This window comes from Janthinobacterium sp. NKUCC06_STL (assembly GCF_019345455.1).
Taxonomy (GTDB): Bacteria; Pseudomonadota; Gammaproteobacteria; order Burkholderiales; family Burkholderiaceae_D; genus Janthinobacterium; species Janthinobacterium rivuli.
On record NZ_JAHKQY010000001.1, the window covers coordinates 1,919,401 to 1,934,936 of the forward strand.

At 64.3% G+C, this 15,536-nt stretch carries 15 protein-coding genes; 4 read left to right on the plus strand and 11 right to left on the minus strand.

Annotation, left to right across the window (positions count from 1 at the left end):
- Positions 1–18: 18 nt before the first annotated feature.
- Positions 19–954, minus strand: coding sequence for an SDR family NAD(P)-dependent oxidoreductase (locus KO539_RS08740; protein ID WP_219308416.1), 936 nt, complete (start codon positions 952–954; stop codon positions 19–21).
- Between the two features lie 106 nt (positions 955–1,060).
- Here KO539_RS08740 and KO539_RS08745 point away from each other — a divergent pair, with 106 nt between their 5' ends.
- Positions 1,061–1,981, plus strand: a complete 921-nt coding sequence (locus tag KO539_RS08745) for an AraC family transcriptional regulator (RefSeq protein WP_219308418.1) — start codon at positions 1,061–1,063, stop codon at positions 1,979–1,981.
- A 35-nt stretch (positions 1,982–2,016) separates the two neighbouring features.
- Here KO539_RS08745 and KO539_RS08750 read toward each other — a convergent pair whose 3' ends face one another.
- The 4 genes from KO539_RS08750 to KO539_RS08765 form a co-directional block, all read right to left on the minus strand.
- The gene (locus tag KO539_RS08750; protein WP_219308420.1) at positions 2,017–2,178 is read right to left on the minus strand and encodes a hypothetical protein; all 162 of its coding nucleotides are present in this window, start codon (positions 2,176–2,178) and stop codon (positions 2,017–2,019) included.
- Positions 2,179–2,242: 64 nt separating this feature from the next.
- A complete protein-coding gene (locus tag KO539_RS08755; RefSeq protein WP_092802903.1) occupies positions 2,243–2,524 on the minus strand; it encodes a hypothetical protein in 282 nt (93 codons plus the stop codon).
- A gap of 9 nt (positions 2,525–2,533) precedes the next feature.
- The gene (locus KO539_RS08760) at positions 2,534–4,435 is read right to left on the minus strand and encodes a ferrous iron transporter B (RefSeq protein ID WP_035822770.1); all 1,902 of its coding nucleotides are present in this window, start codon (positions 4,433–4,435) and stop codon (positions 2,534–2,536) included.
- A gap of 2 nt (positions 4,436–4,437) precedes the next feature.
- Positions 4,438–4,722: a FeoA family protein gene (locus KO539_RS08765; RefSeq protein WP_077408814.1), complete on the minus strand. Its 285-nt coding sequence runs from the start codon at positions 4,720–4,722 to the stop codon at positions 4,438–4,440.
- Between the two features lie 411 nt (positions 4,723–5,133).
- Between KO539_RS08765 and KO539_RS08770 the strand changes: the two genes are divergently transcribed.
- Positions 5,134–5,349: a bacterioferritin-associated ferredoxin gene (locus tag KO539_RS08770; protein ID WP_034745611.1), complete on the plus strand. Its 216-nt coding sequence runs from the start codon at positions 5,134–5,136 to the stop codon at positions 5,347–5,349.
- Positions 5,350–5,366: 17 nt separating this feature from the next.
- The gene (locus KO539_RS08775; protein WP_219308422.1) at positions 5,367–6,071 is read left to right on the plus strand and encodes an energy transducer TonB; all 705 of its coding nucleotides are present in this window, start codon (positions 5,367–5,369) and stop codon (positions 6,069–6,071) included.
- A 219-nt stretch (positions 6,072–6,290) separates the two neighbouring features.
- On the opposite strand, the gene KO539_RS08780 is transcribed toward KO539_RS08775, so the two are convergent.
- Positions 6,291–6,971, minus strand: a complete 681-nt coding sequence (locus tag KO539_RS08780; RefSeq protein ID WP_046684505.1) for a Fe2+-dependent dioxygenase — start codon at positions 6,969–6,971, stop codon at positions 6,291–6,293.
- Positions 6,972–7,393: 422 nt separating this feature from the next.
- Here KO539_RS08780 and bfr point away from each other — a divergent pair, with 422 nt between their 5' ends.
- Positions 7,394–7,870 (plus strand): bacterioferritin, encoded by a 477-nt coding sequence (bfr, locus tag KO539_RS08785; protein WP_219308425.1) that lies wholly within the window; start codon positions 7,394–7,396, stop codon positions 7,868–7,870.
- Between the two features lie 53 nt (positions 7,871–7,923).
- On the opposite strand, the gene KO539_RS08790 is transcribed toward bfr, so the two are convergent.
- The 5 genes from KO539_RS08790 to KO539_RS08810 all read right to left on the minus strand — a co-directional run bounded on the left by KO539_RS08790 (position 7,924) and on the right by KO539_RS08810 (position 15,383).
- The gene (locus KO539_RS08790; protein WP_219308427.1) at positions 7,924–9,252 is read right to left on the minus strand and encodes an MFS transporter; all 1,329 of its coding nucleotides are present in this window, start codon (positions 9,250–9,252) and stop codon (positions 7,924–7,926) included.
- Positions 9,249–11,111, minus strand: a complete 1,863-nt coding sequence (locus KO539_RS08795) for an alpha-amylase family glycosyl hydrolase (protein WP_257626145.1) — start codon at positions 11,109–11,111, stop codon at positions 9,249–9,251. Before KO539_RS08795 ends, KO539_RS08790 begins: the two co-directional genes overlap by 4 nt.
- Before the next feature lie 14 nt (positions 11,112–11,125).
- On the minus strand, positions 11,126–13,420 hold the full coding sequence (locus tag KO539_RS08800; RefSeq protein WP_219308428.1) for a TonB-dependent siderophore receptor: 2,295 nt from the start codon (positions 13,418–13,420) through the stop codon (positions 11,126–11,128).
- Between the two features lie 312 nt (positions 13,421–13,732).
- Complete coding sequence (locus tag KO539_RS08805) at positions 13,733–14,761, minus strand: LacI family DNA-binding transcriptional regulator (protein ID WP_035822781.1); 1,029 nt, start codon at positions 14,759–14,761, stop codon at positions 13,733–13,735.
- A 7-nt stretch (positions 14,762–14,768) separates the two neighbouring features.
- Positions 14,769–15,383, minus strand: a complete 615-nt coding sequence (locus KO539_RS08810) for a glutathione S-transferase N-terminal domain-containing protein (RefSeq protein WP_219308430.1) — start codon at positions 15,381–15,383, stop codon at positions 14,769–14,771.
- Between the last annotated feature and the right edge of the window lie 153 nt (positions 15,384–15,536).

Consider the following 15,536-nt stretch of genomic DNA (forward strand, 5'->3'; position numbering starts at 1 on the left):
GGCATCGCCCGGCATTTTTTATGCCGCGTCGCCATCAAAGCACACGCCCGTCATTTGCTCGCTGAGTGCCCATAGCTGGCGCGCCTGTGTGGGGTCGATGGCCCAGCGCCGCACGCCCGGCCCCGTGCTGTCGTCCGCCACCACGGCGGCGATATCGCCATCCTCGCAATACACACCGCCCATGCCCTCGAGCTGCGCGCTGGTGGCGCACCAGACGGCTGTGGCGGCGCCCTGCGCCACATTCTTGAAACCCGATTGCGGCGGCGGATTGACCTGGCCGTCATCATCGAGCGCGCCCACCCTGCGTAAATCATCCTGATCCAGGTGGCGCACCAGCGGCGTCAGTATGGCTCCCGGATGCAGCGAGAAGGCGCGCACGCCGTGCGCCGCGCCGCGCCGGTCCAGCTCCACGGCAAACAGCGCATTGGCGCTTTTCGACTGCGCATATGCGCGCCATTTATCGTATGGCTGGCGCAGGAAATGCGGGTCGTCCAGGTCGACGCCCGCCTGCCGGTGGCCCAGCGACGACACGCACACCACCCGCGCGCCCCGCGCCTGCCGCAAGGCGGGCCACAGGCGCGCCGTCAGCTGGAAATGCCCGAGGTGATTCGTCGCGAACTGCGCCTCGTAGCCACGCGCATCGCGCAGCAAGGGCGTGGCCATGATGCCGGCGCCGTTGAGCAGCACGTGCAGGGCGCGGCCGGTGCCAAGAAAAGCGGCCGCGAATGCATCGATCGATTGCGGATCGAGCAGGTCGAGCGCGGCGACCTCCACGCCGGCCATGCCTGCCAGGGCCGCTTGCGCCTGATGCGGATCGCGCGCCGGCACCAGCACACGGGCGCCGGCGCCGGCCAGCACGCCGGACAGGTCGCGCCCGGCCAGCGCCTCGGTGGCCGTCGTGCGCGCGCAAAAACCGGAATGCAAGGGAGTTTGAAAGGTAGTGGTATGTGTCATGGCTGCCTGGACGTGATGGATAAAACCCATTGTGCGCGCCGCAGCCTGGACTGTGAATGGCGTAAAATCTTCAATACTATCGCTATCGTCCAGAATGAAAGCCATCATGGATTTGCTTTCCGATGTACTCTCACTGCTCGATACGCGCAGCTCCTACTTTGCCGGCCTGAAGGCGGGCGGCGACTGGGCCATCGACTTTCCGCCGCCGGACGGCATCAAGTTCAACGCCGTGATCGAAGGCGCTTGCTGGCTGACGGTCGCGGGCATCGACGCTCCCGTGCGGCTGCAGACGGGAGATTGCTTCCTGCTGGCGCCGGGACGCGCGTTTACCCTGGCCAGCACACCCGGCTTGCCGGCCGCGCCGGCGCTGGACGTGTACCGGCATGCGCAGCACGGCGTGGCCCGCCACGGCGCCCCCCAGCACGATTTTTTCCTCATCGGCGGACGCTTCCACTTTGGCGACGAGGCGGCCATCCTGCTCGACTGCCTGCCGCCGCTGCTGCACGTGCGCGGCGATACGGACCAGGCCAGCGTGCTGCATTGGGCCTTGCAACGGTTGGCGCAGGAACTGCAGACGACGGCGCCAGGCGCGGCGCTGATGACGCGCCACCTGGGCCACATGATGCTACTGCAAATGCTGCGCCAGTATCTGGCGGCGCAGGCATCGCATCCGGCAGGCTGGCTGTTCGCGCTGGCCGATCCCCGACTGCGCGCGGCCATCGAGGCGATGCATGCGCAGCCGGCGCAACGCTGGACCTTGGCGCAGCTGGCCGCCGTCGCGGGTCAGTCACGCTCCGCCTTTGCCGTGCACTTCAAGACCCGGGTGGGCGTGACGCCGCTCGACTACCTGCTGCGCTGGCGCATGCGCCTGGCCACGCGGCGCCTGAAGGACAGTGGAGCGCCCATCGCCGCGATCGCGCAGACGCTGGGCTACGATTCGGACAGCGCCTTCAGCCACGCCTTCAAGCGGGTCATGGCCTGCTCGCCACGCCAGTACCGGCTGCGCCACACGGGCGCGCAGGCGTAAAAAAACCCGCATCTGCGGGTGTTGACAATACTGGGTCAGCGCGCCGGCACGGGCGGCAGCGCCGCCACCGCCAGCAAGGCAAACGGCCCGAGGAACAGGCCGATGCCGAACCAGAGTCCCCCGTGGCGGCCGCGCCGGCTGGCCAGCAGCCAGGTGGCGAGCGCAAACAAAAACATGAAGATCAACAGTATCGCCATTGCCACTCCTTGCCATGCGGAAAACCCAGTGTAGCCCACGGGCGCGCCCGTGGCTACATGTACATCAGTCCTGGCGCTGCACCTGCATCAGGATCACGCGCTTGCTGCTGCCGTCGGCCGGCGGCGTGGCGGACGGTGGCGGCGGGCTGTCGCAAGAGCCGCAGGAACCGCAGCCGCTGCCGCAACCGGGCGCCACCTTGAAGAAGGCCGACAGCTTCGCCTCATCGAGGCCGCAGCGCACGAGGCCGCGCACGATGGCGCGGCGCACGCCCGCCGGCAGGTACTTGGTCGAAAAATGCAGCAGCGCGGCTGCGACGATCAGGGCGACGATCAGGGTTTGCCACATGCTTTTCTCCTAAGCACCCAGCATCAGGGCGATGCGGTACGTGATGAACGAGGCGGCATAGGCCAGGGCGAACATATAGCCGGCCATCAGCAGCGGATAGCGCCAGCCGCCCGTCTCGCGCTTCACCACGGAGAGGGTCGACAGGCACTGCGGCGCGAATACATACCAGGCCAGCAGGGACAGCGCGGTGGCCATCGACCACGAATGGGCGATCAGCGGCTCCAGCGTGGTGGCCAGCGCGTCGCCCGTTTGCGACAGCGCGTACACGGTGCCCAGGGCGCCGACGGCCACTTCGCGCGCCGCCATGCCCGGCACCAGCGCGATGCAGATCTGCCAGTTGAAACCGATCGGCGCGAAGATCACTTCCAGGCCGCGGCCCAGAATGCCGGCCAGACTGTAGTAGATCGGCGGATGGATCGCGTTGTCCGGCGGGCCGGGGAAGGTGCTGAGGAACCACAGGATGATCATCAGGCTCAGGATGATGGTACCGACGCGCGTGAGGAAGATCTTCGCGCGCTCCCACAGGCTGACGGCCAGGTTGCGCAGGTGCGGCCAGTGGTAGGCCGGCAGTTCCAGCATCAGCGGCTGGTTGCCGCGCACGCCCATGCCGCGCTTCATGACCCAGGCCACGGCCATGGCCGAGATGATGCCGGCGAAGTACAGGACGAACAGCACCAGGCCTTGCAGGCTCAGATAGCCCCATACCTGGCGTTCCGGGATGAAGGCGGCGATGATCAGCGCGTACACGGGCAACCGCGCCGAACACGTCATCAGCGGCGCGATCATGATGGTGACCAGGCGGTCGCGCGGATTCTGAATGGTGCGCGCCGCCATCACGCCGGGAATGGCGCAGGCAAAGCTCGACAGCAGCGGGATAAAGGCGCGGCCGGACAAGCCCACGCCGCCCATCAGGCGGTCCAGCAAAAAGGCCGCGCGCGGCAGGTAGCCGCAGTCTTCCAGGCTCAGGATGAAGAAGAACAAAATCAGGATCTGCGGCAGGAAGACCAGCACGCTGCCGACGCCGCCGATGATGCCTTCCACCAGCAAGCTTTTCAGGTGACCGTCAGGCATGTTCGCCGTCAGCACGGCGCCCAGGTGGCCCACGCCATCGGTGATCATTTCCATCGGCGTGGCGGCCCAGGCAAATACGGCCTGGAAGATCAGGAACATCAGCACGGCCAGGATGATGGGGCCGAACACGGGGTGCAGCACCACGTCGTCGATCTTTTCCGTCAGGTTGCCCTTGTCGCTCGTGTCATTGCTGACGGCGGCCAGGATGCGGCGCACTTCGCGCTGGGTTTCTTCGACGCTGACGGCATCGATGGCCGCCAGCGGTTTCGCTTCCACGGCCGGCAGCGGCAGCATGGCGTCGATGGCGTTCAGCAAGGCTTTTTCGCCGTCGTGCTGCACCGCCACGGTTTCCACCACGGGCATGCCCAGTTCGGCCGACAGCTTGGCCGTGTCGATCAGCATGCCGCGCTTGCGCGCCACGTCCGTCATGTTCAGGGCCAGCAGCATGGGCAGGCCCAGGCGCTTGACTTCCAGTACCAGGCGCAGATTCAGACGCAAATTGGTGGCGTCGACGACGCAGATGATGGCGTCCGGACGCGGGTCGCCGCGGCGCAGGCCGCCCACCACGTCGCGCGTGATGGCTTCATCAGGCGTGGTGGCCGACAGGCTGTAGGCGCCCGGCAGGTCGAGCAGGCGCACGGGCTTGCCGGCGGGCGAGGTGAAATGGCCTTCCTTGCGCTCGATGGTCACGCCGGCGTAGTTCGCCACTTTCTGGCGCGCGCCCGTCAAACGGTTGAACAGGGCGGTCTTGCCGCAGTTGGGATTGCCCAGCAAGGCAATTTGTGGCTGATGCGGCGGCTTGTGCACGCCCGCATCGACGATCGTTTCGACAGCACCCATGGTTATTCCGGTTGAAGCAGCGGTTGAATCGTGATCAGCGCCGCTTCGAAGCGGCGCAGTGCGAATGTGGCATTGCCCACCTTGATGGCCAGCGGATCACCGCCGGGAATGCCGCGCTTGAGCATGCGGATGCGTTCACCGGGAACAAATCCCAGCTCCATCAGGCGGCGGGCCAGGTCGACGCCGTCCTCCGTCTGTCCTGCCGTGTGGGGCGTGATATGCAACACCGTGCCGCTCTGGCCGACTGCCAGCGCATCGAGCGTCATCATGGGTGGAACTAGAGTCATGAGCAAATTCCGTTCAAATTAAGAACACCGGATACCGGCTGCGGCGCGGGCGCCTTGCGCTGGTTCCAGGTTTGTGAGGTAAAACGCAACTGTTGCGCATTACCGACAAGCGGCCATTCCATCTGTCCAGACGGCAACCGTCCGAGACAATACCAGCATTATAAACATGAATGCGAATAGTTTTTATTTAGCCCGGAGAGCCGCCCCCACCAAGGGCTGCGCCATCCGAAAAAATGGCATATCGATGCGCCGCGCCAGGCCGCCAACTGCCGCACACTTGATCAAAATCGCTTGCATTGTCCCGCACTTTGCGCGACAATGAAACGTAATGATAATGATTCTCATTAAAACACTAGCAACAATGCTTTCCAGCACTAGTGTCTGTTCATCCTCCAGCCAGAAGGTGTATCAATGATTGTATGTGTCTGCAACAACATATCTGATCGTGAAATCCGTCAAGCCGTCGATCTTGGCCTGTCCAGCATGGCCGAACTGCGCCGCGACCTGGGCGTGGCCACCTGCTGCGGCAAATGCCACACCTGCGCGCGGGAAGTGCTGAACGATCACCTGAACGCCACCGTGGCGCTGCAAGAAACCGTATTGATGCGAGCTGTACTGACAAACTAAAGAAAGCGATGAATGCCATGACGATGATGCCCCCGCCCGTAACGGTGCAGGCCGTGCAGCAATTTGCCGACTTCGACAAGAAGCGCAACAAATTCGCGCCGCTGATGGCCATCGTCGTCCTGCATATCGCCGGCTTTTACGCCATCCAGAGCGGCCTGCTGAGCCGCGTAGTCACGGCGGCCATGCCGACCATTACCACCATCAGCATCATCGCCCCGCCGGCGCCGCCGAAACCGCCGGCACCGTCCGTACCGAAAACCGTGGAATTGAGCGCGCCCGTGCCGCGCGCCGTGATCCCGCCGCTGCCGATGATTGCCGTCGCGCCAAGCGAACCGACGATCACGCCGCCGCAGCCGACGCGCGCCGAAGCGGCACCGGCTGTTGCCACCGCCGCGCCGACGGCGCCATCGGCACCATCGCCAACGCCGCCGGCACCATCGACGCCGCGCACCGTCAGCAGCGTCGAATACATCAAGGCGCCGCAACTGATCTACCCGAATTTGTCGCGCCGCCTGGGCGAAAGCGGCACCGTGGTGTTGCGCATCCTGATCAACGAAAAAGGCTTGCCCGAGCAAATCCTGATCCAGAAATCGACCGGCTACACCAACCTCGATGAAGCGGGCCGCCAGGCCGCGCAGCGCGCGCTGTTCAAGCCGATGATCGAAAACGGCAAGCCCGTACCCGTGTACGTTTTAGTACCACTGACCTTCCAACTGAGCTAGCCTTCCGGCGGCCACGGCGCCGCTGCCAGCCCGCAAGCACCGCAGCCTGTGCCCTGCTTGCTTTTTTGCGCCCGTTTTCGTCAAGCGATTTGCTTGTTTCAGTCTGCCAGCCTACATCCCCGGGCCAGGCAGACTTTTTTTTGCCTGCTATGGGGTCAGACCCTCAACACCGCCAACACCCAGTTCAGCGCCAACGTCGCCGGGGGTCTGACCCCAGCCTTACATCTCCGCCCACATCCTGAGCAGGTTGTGATAATGCCCCGTCAGTCCCACCGTCGCCGGTGAATCGCCATGCTCCGCGCGCACGCTCTGGATATTCTGATCGAGCTCGAACAGCATGCTGCGTTTCCAGTCTTCGCGCACCATGCTTTGTGTCCACAGGAAAGAGCAGATACGCTCGCCGCTGGTGACGGGCAGCACCTGGTGCACGCTGCTCGACGGATACACGATCACGTCGCCGGCCGGCAGTTTCACTTCATGCGTGCCGTAAGAATCGACCACCACCAGCTCGCCGCCTTCGTATTCATCCGGCTCGCTCAGGAAGACGGTCGACGAGACGTCGGCGCGCATCGACTGCATGCCGTTTTTCGGCGTGCGGATGGCCCCGTCGATATGCAGGCCATAGTGTTCGCCGCCCGCATAGCTGTTGAAGAAGGGCGGCAGGATGCGCAGCGGCAGCACGGCGGCAAAGAACAGCGGATTGGCCATCAGCGCGCGGCTGACGATTTCGCCCAGCTCCAGCGCCAGCGGAGAACCTTCGGCCAACTGGCGGTTGCGCTTGACTTGCGCGCCTTGCGCCCCGACGCTGGCGCGTCCGTCGACCCAGTCCGTCTGCGCCAGGCGCTGGCGAAACTGCGTCACCTGTTCCGGCGTCAGCACGCCGGGTATATGCAGCATCATCTTGCTATCCTTTTTTCAGTAAATATCGCTGCCTGATTATCGCATCGCCGGCAGCGGCCAAGAAGACACAAAAGCAAGAACGGACCAACATTTCCCGCCTTTTCAGCGCGGCCATGCAGGCCCACCAACGGCGGCCAAACAGCAGCGGGAACGCGAATGAGAATGGCCTTCATTTTCCTTAACAAATAAAAAACGGCGCAAGTGGGCAATCCACTTGAGAATGGGTTTTATTCGCACGATATTTACGTTAAAAAGACGGAAAAATGCCGTTTAGCACCGGAAATCGCCGACATTTTGCGCTATCATGCGGGCATAGCGAAACCGGCAACCTGCGCGCCACCAGGCAGCCAACGCCACCCGGCAGTGAACGCCAGCAGCCTGCGGTTTCATCATCGAACGCGACACAGAACAAAGGAAATCCCATGAAGGGCGATAAAGAAGTCATCCGCATGCTCAATGCACAGCTCACCAACGAACTGTCGGCCATCAACCAGTACTTCCTGCATGCGCGCATGTACAAGCACTGGGGCCTGGAAAAGCTGGGCAAGAAGGAATACGAAGAATCGATCGGCGAAATGAAACACGCCGACAAGCTGATCGACCGCATCCTGATGCTCGACGGCCTGCCTAACCTGCAAGCGCTGCACAAGCTGCTGATCGGCGAGAACACGCCGGAAATGCTGGAATGCGACTTGAAGCTGGAACGCGCCGCGCACGCCACCGTCAAGGAAGGCATCGCCATCTGCGAAAAAGCGGGCGACTACGTCTCGCGCGACCTGTTCCTGATGATCCTGGAAGACACGGAAGAGCATATCGACTGGCTCGAAACGCAGATCGACCTGATCGCCAAAGTCGGTATTCAAAATTATCTGCAAAGCCAGATGGCGATTGAAGAGTAATCTTTCGCAGCATCGTAAAAAAACCGGCAGAGCCGGTTTTTTTACGCCTGTCGTCAAGCCTTGCCGGTCTGCGGTGGGCGCAGCTTGACGAACAGCACGGCCATCGCCGCGCACAGCAACAGGGCGCCGGCCAGCCGGATGACGTTCTCCGGATTGCCGCCCAGCCAGCTGCGGTAATACAGCGGCAGAGTAAATATCTGGATGATCATCGGGATGACGATGAACATATTAAAAATGCCCATGTAGACGCCCGTGCGCTCGGGCGGAATGCAGCCGGCCAGCATGATGTAGGGATTGCCCATGATGCTGGCCCAGGCCAGGCCGATGCCCAGCATGGGCAGCAACAGCAGCGCCGGGCTGTGGATCAGCGGGATGCTCAGCATGCCGACACCTGCCGCGCACAGGCACACGCTGTGCATGCGCTTGGGGCCGAAACGGCGCGTGAACGGCACCAGCGCAAAGGCGGCGACAAAGGCGACGAAATTGTAGAAGGCGCCCACCTGCCCGTTCAGCAGGCCCGCGTCGCGAAAGCCTTGCGAGGCGGGGTCCGTCGTGTGAAACAGGGTGGCCGCCAGCGACAGCGCAATGTACTGCCAGTAGCAGAACAGGGCGTACCACTGGAACAGGTTGACGAGGGCCAGCTGCTTCATCGTCGGCGGCATGTCGCGCAGGGCCGCGCCGATGTCGGCCAGCGTGTGGCGCCAGCCGGGCGGACGGCTGCGGATGGCCGCCAGCTCGGCCGCCGTGAGCGGATTTTCCGGCGTCGTCTTCAGGGTCCACAGCACCGAGGCGAGCGAGAACACGGCGCCGATCAGGAAGGCGGCGATGACGATGTGCGGGATATGGCTGCCGTTGACGGCATCCTTGTTCATGCCCAGCATGACCAGCAGCGACGGCGTCAGGTAGGCCAGCGTTTGCCCCAGCCCCGTAAACGCGCTTTGCGTGAGAAAACCCAGTGAATGCTGCTTCTTGTCGAGCTTGTCGCTGACGAAGGCGCGGTACGGTTCCATCGTCACATTGTTGGCCGCGTCGAGTATCCACAGCAGGCTGGCGGCCATCCACAGGGTGGGACTGAACGGCATGGCCAGCAGGCCCAGGCTGCACAGGATGGCGCCGATCAGAAAATACGGCGTGCGGCGGCCCCAGCGCGTCACCGTGCGGTCGCTCATGGCGCCGATCAGCGGTTGCACGAGCAGCCCCGTCATGGGACCGGCCAGCCACAGGTACGGCAGGCTCGCCTCGTCGGCGCCCAGGTATGTGTAGATGGGGCTCATGCTGCTTTGCTGCAGCCCAAAGCTGAACTGAATGCCGAAAAAGCCGACATTCATGTTGACGATCTGCCAGAACGACAGATGCGGACGGTGCGCGCTGGCGTCGCTCATGACTGTTCCCTTTCCAGCCACAGCATATGCCATGGCTGCAAGCCCACCGTGCCGGCCAATACGCTGCCATCGAGGCTGTTGCGCCACTCGCCCGCAGGCAAGGTGAAACGCTGGCTGGCACCGCTGAAGTTGCTCAGGTTGAGAAACGCGTCGCCACGCAGCAGCGCCAGCACGGCCGGCGTGTCGGCGGGCAGCATGCTGCGCGGCGCAGCGGCGGCCAATGCCGGCAAGCGCCTGCGCGCGTCGACCAGCTGGCGCAACGCCAGGTACAGCCGGCCGCTGGCGCTCACGCCATCGTGGCGCCATGCCAGCAGGCTGTCGTCGAACGCGGGACGCTGCAGCCAGCGGCTGTCCATCGCCCGGTCGGCGTGCTGCCTGTAGCTGTCATCGTTGGTCATGCCCAGTTCATCGCCCATGTACAGCACCGGCAAGGCGCCAAAGCTCAAGGCCAGGCCATGCAACAGCAGCAGGCGCCGCAACGCGTATTCCTGCTCCTGCACCGTGGTGGCGCTTTGCAGGCCGGCCAGCGAGGCGGCCATGCCGTTGCTGCCATGCGCCTTGTCGGCGCTGCTGCTCTGGAACGCGGCGCCGCGCGCATAGCTGCCCGGTGCCCCCGCAAAGAATTGCGCGATGCGCGCCAGGCGCGCCGGCCCATCCAGACCCGCTTCATTGAGCAGCACGTTCCAGCCGATATCGTCGTGGCAGCGCACATAACTGAGCCAGCTTGCAGCCGGCGGCAGCGGCGGCGTGGCGGCGATCACCTGCTGCAGCAAGTCCGTGCTTTCCTCGGCCAGCGCGCCCCAGCCGGCGGCCATCAGGCTGCTGTGATAGGCGATATGGCATTCGGGCGCCGCATCGCTGCCAAAGTAGGCGGGCAGCTTGGGCGTGGGCACGATGGCTTCGGCCTTGAGCAGCACGCCCGGCGCGACGATGGCGGCAATCGCGCGCAACGCTTGCAGCAGGCTGTGGGCTTCGGGCTGGTTCATGCAGTCCGTGCCTTCGCGCTTCCACAGGAAGGCCGTCGAATCGAGGCGAAATACCTCGATGCCCTTGTTGGCCAGGCCCAGCATGGCGCCGGCCATGGCCGCGAAGACGGCCGGATTGGCATAGTTCAAATCCCACTGGTACGGGTAAAACGTGGTCCAGACCCAGCGCTCGAGCTCCGGCACGAAGGTGAAATTGCCGGGCGCCGCCTGCGGGAAAACCTGCCCCACGGTGCGCTCGTAGCGGTCCGGCTGCACGCGGTCGGGATACGTGTGGAAAAAATCACGCAGCAGCGGATCGCCGGCCTTGGCGCCCAGCGCCCACGCATGGTCGTCGGCCACGTGGTTGAGGATCAGGTCCGAGCACAGGCTGATGCCGGCCGCGCGCAGCTGCACCGTCAATGCCAGCAAGTCGGCGTTGCTGCCCAGCGCGGGATCGACTTCCTCGAAGCTGGCGACGGCAAAACCGCCATCGCTTTCGCCGGCGCGCGCACGCAGGAACGGCAGCAAATGCAGATACGTCACGCCCAGTTCGCGCAGGTGGGCAATGCGCGCGGCCACGCCCTGCAGGTTGCCGCCGAAGCGCTGCACATACGCGCTGTAGCCGAGCATGGACTGGCTGGCAAACCAGTCCGGCTGCGCTGCGCGCTGCGCATCCTGGCGCAGCAGCTCGGGGGCACGTGCCGCATACAACCGCCCCATGCTTTCCATCAGGTCGCCCAGCCAGGGCAGGAAGTCCGGCCGCTGGCCATACAGGCTGCCCAGGCGGTCGAGCAAGACCGCCTCCTGGCGCGCATAGCGGCGCGCCGCATCGTCGCGCAAGTGCGTGGGGAGCGGCGCCAGCAGGCGCGCCAGGGGGCTGCGTATCGACATCATGAATCTATCCTTGCTTAAAATGCGTATTTCAGGCTGACCTTGACGGCGCGCCCCGTGATCGAGCGGGCCGCATGGCCATCGCCCTCGACTTCCGTATAGCCGATCTTGTTGAACAGATTGTTTGCCGTCAGCGCCACCTGCATCTGCGGCGTGAGCTGGTAATTGACGAAGGCATTGAGTACCTGGTAGGCGGGCAAGGTGATCGTGTGCGCATCGTCGCCCCACGACTTGCCCGTGCCGACCAGGCTGGCGCCCAGGGTAGCCTGCCCCCACTCATAGGTCGGCGCGATCTGGTACACGACACGCGCCTGGCGCCGCGGGGTATTGCCGATCAGCGCCACGTCGGCCGCCGCCGTGCCCGTGATCTCGGCATCGGTAAACGTCAGGCCGCCATTGATGCGGAAGTCGCCGGCGCTCCAGGCCGCTTCCAGTTCCACGCCCTTCGCTTCATAGCTGTTGGCCGTGCGCAGCTGGGTGGTCGCTTCGTAATTGCTTTCCTTGGTCTTGGCCTGGAACACGGTCACAAAAGTGCTCAAGGGTCCCCGCCGCCATTTCACGCCGCCTTCGAGCTGGCGCACGGTGTTGATCGCCACAGGCACGCTGCCATCGAGCGGCGTGCCGAACAGGATGCGGTCCGCATTGAAGGCCACGCCTTCGCTGACGCGGGCAAACACGGCCAGATTCGCTTGCAGCTTGTAGTTCGCGCCCAGCGAGTACGAGGTGTGGCCCAGCGTGTAGTCGACCTGCTGCAGCGTCGCTGGCAGATACGCTTGCGCGCCGGTGGCCTGGTTGGCCGTGCCGCTGGCATGCTGGCGGTCGCGCCGCAGGCCGCCGTCGAGGTTCAGCGCGCCGCTTTCCCAGGCCAGGTTCAGATAGGGCGAGGTCGTGCGGTATTCCATGTCGACGGCGCGCGAGCAGCAGGCGCCGAAGGCCGGGCCGATGTAGCCGGGTGTGCTGCTGGCCGTTTGCAGCAGCGCGGGCTGGTCGCCCGTGGCCTGCATCAGGTATTCATTGAAGTTCCAGGTCAGGCCCAGCTTTTGCTGCGACAAATACAGGCCGGCCGTGGTGGTCAGCTTGCCGCTGCCCACAACAAACGTCTTGGCCAGCTTGGTATCGCTCAGGGTATTGCTGGCGTCGTCGATCGAGGTATTGAACACCACGGCGGAAAACGCGCGGCCCGTGTAGGGTTTGCCCCGGTTCGGGCCGCTGGCAAACACATAACTGCCGTCACTGCCGTTATTCGACGGGAACACGCCGGTGAAGCGGCCGGAATTGTCGGCGTAGCGGAAGTTTTCGCTCACGCTCCAGCCCTGCCCCAGCTTGAACGACGCTTCCAGCCCCACGGTGTCGCTCTTGACGTGCAAGCCGTCGTTGACGCGGGTGGCCACGCGCTGGTTATCCTTGTTCAGCACCATGTCGGGTACCCAGTACGGCGAATAGAAACTGGCCTTGCGCGGGTCGATGCCGGCGATTTCCCCGATGCGGCCATTGCGCACGCTGACCGGCACGGGCAGGGCCGTAGGCGACTGGTCGTCGAGGTGCTTGAACGACAGGCGCACGAAGCCGCTGTCGAATTCATGCGTGACATTGCCGCGGATCTGGCCGCCCTTTTCGCTGTTGACGCCACTGTGGCGGATGCCTTCGCCCGTGCGCCAGGAGCCGCCGATGAAGAAGCGCGTGCGCTCCGAAACCGGCGCGCCGTAATCGAAATCCACGCGCGTCTGGTCGTAGCCCAGGCCACGACTGAGGGCCACGCTGCCGCCCTTCTCCTTGCCATTCTTGCTGATGAAATTGATGATGCCGCCCGGCGAATTGGTGGCCAGGGTGGAGGCCGAACCGCCGCGCACCACTTCCAGGTGGTCGAGCGTGGAATCGATCTTGACGAAGCTGTCGGGCGTGGTGAAATTGAAGTCGCCGAACTGCAGCACGGGCAAGCCGTCTTCCTGGATCTGCACATAGCGCGCGCCGCCAGCGGAAATGGGCAAGCCGCGCACGGTGATGTTGGCATTGCCTTCGCCGCCCGAGGATTCGGCGCGCAAGCCCGGTACCGAGCGCAGGACTTCGGCGGCGCTGGTCGGTGCGTTGTGCAGGATGGTGTCGAGCTCCATGCTGCTGACGGAATTGCTCGATTTCATTTTGGATGTGCCGCCGGTGGTGCCCGTGACGACGATGCGTTCCAGGTTCAGGCCATCGGCGGGGGCGGCGCTGGTGGTATCGGCGGTCGTTTGTGCCTGGGCGGCGCACCATTGCAGCAGGGCCAGGGCGACGGCGGCGGCCATGCAGCCGCGTTGAGCAGTACGTGTCTTCATCTTGTCTCCAGTGTTGTATGCCGATACATCGAGGTATCCGCTTGTTATGAGTCCTGGCCGCCGCATGCCGTGGCGCGCTGGCTGAGCCGGTACGCCATTATTCAACGAATAAGAATTTATTGCAATCGATTGCAATCGAGCGCTGCAACATGGATTTTATGTTGTTTTCAAGAGAATTTTACGGGTGACACAGAGCCAAACATGCGGGATATGAGGCGAATACGACGGTTTTCATGCTGCGGCGCAGCATGAAAATATACGGATAAATTGGAATTTATTGCAATCGGTTGCAGCCGAGAGGCAACGCGCTCTTCAGCGGCCCGAGGCGCGTATGATCAGCTCGGTTGGCAATTGCTGCGATGGCGCAGGCGCGCCGTCGACCAGCGCCAGCAGCGAGGCCACCAGCGCGCGTCCGGCGGCGCGGATCGGCTGGCGCACGGTGGTCAGCGGCGGATGGAAATACGCGGCCAGTTCGATATCGTCGTAGCCGACCACGGCTACCTGTTCCGGCACGGCCACGCCGCGCGCGCGCAGGGCGCTGATGGCGCTCATGGCCAGCAAGTCGCTGCAGGCAAAGATGGCGTCGAACGGCAGCTGGCGGTCCAGCAGTTCCTGCACGTCCGTCGCGCCGCCCTGCGGCAGGAAGGAGCCGGCCACGTACAGTTGCGGGTCGGGCGCCAGTCCCTGCGCGGCCAGCGCCTGCGCATAGCCCTGATGGCGCTGCGCCACTTCGGGCAGCTTGGCGTCGCCAAAGAAGGCGATGCGCCGGCGCCCCGCCGCCAGCAAGTGTTCCGTGGCCAATCTGCCGCCAGCGATGTTGTCGCCGCCGACGGTGCAATACAGCTGCTGCGGCAATTGCGCGCCCCACACGACGATGGGCACCTGGCGCGCGGCCAGCTGGTTCAGTTGTTCATGGTGGCGCCACTGGCCGATCAGGATGATGCCGATCACGCGGCCGCTGTCGAAGGACTGGGCGGCCGCATCGAGCGTTTCGGCATCCACGCGCGAAATGAGCATGTCGAAACCCTGCTCCGTCAGCGCATCGGCCAGGCTGCCCAGCATGCTCAGAAAGAAAGGATCGGACAAGTGCTGGCGCGTGGCCGCGTCATACGGCACCACCACGCCCACCGTGCGGTTCTGTTTCAGGCGCAGGTTTTGCGCGCCGATATTGATGGAGTACTTGAGCGAACGGGCCAGCGCGATGACGCGCGCGCGCGTCTCTTCATTGACCAGCGAACTGCCGCTCAGGGCGCGCGACACGGTCGACGTGGACACGCCGGCCAGACGCGCGATATCGGCCATCTGCAGGCGTTGCTGCGCCTTCGTATCGTTGCCGGTCATCGTGCGCTCACTGCGGCACGGTGTCCTTGAACGACTGCCGCTCGGACAGTTTGTCGAACAGGCGCGCCAGCGCCGGGTGATCCGCGCGCCAGTCGATTTCCGGGAAGCGGAAGCTGAGCCAGCCCAGGGTACAGCCCACGGCCACGTCGGCCAGGGTGTAGTTCTTGCCGGCGCAATACGCGCTCTCGCCCAGACGCGATGCCAAAGCCGCCAGGCCCAACGTGACTTTGTCCAGCTGGCGCGCGATCCACGCCGCGCTTTGCTGCTCGAGCGGACGCTGCGTGCGCTCCAGGCGCACCAGCACGCCCGCGTCGAGAATGCCGTCGGCCAGCGCTTCCCAGTTCTTGATATCGGCCCGCTCGCGGCCATTGCCGCCGGCCGGCAGCAGTTTACAGACGGGCGTGAGCGTGTCGAGGTATTCGACGATGACTTTCGAATCGATGAGCGTGCTGCCATCTTCCATCACCAGGCAAGGCACTTTACCGAGGGGATTGGCCTGGGCGATGCGGGTTTCCGGCGCCCACACGTTTTCCAGCTCGAAGACATAGTCGAGCTTTTTTTCCGCCAGCACGATACGGGCTTTGCGGACATACGGGCTGGCGAGGGAACCGATCAGTTTCATAGGTACTTTGAGGTAAGGGAGCAGCAAGCAGTATAGCATCGGCGGCAGCGGTGTTTGGCAGCACGCGCCCGACGGTCGCTCGGGTGTGGCAGGCACGCCGCATCGGGGCCGGATTCGGCCAAAATGGGGGCCATCCGCAGCCGAGGGACGGCT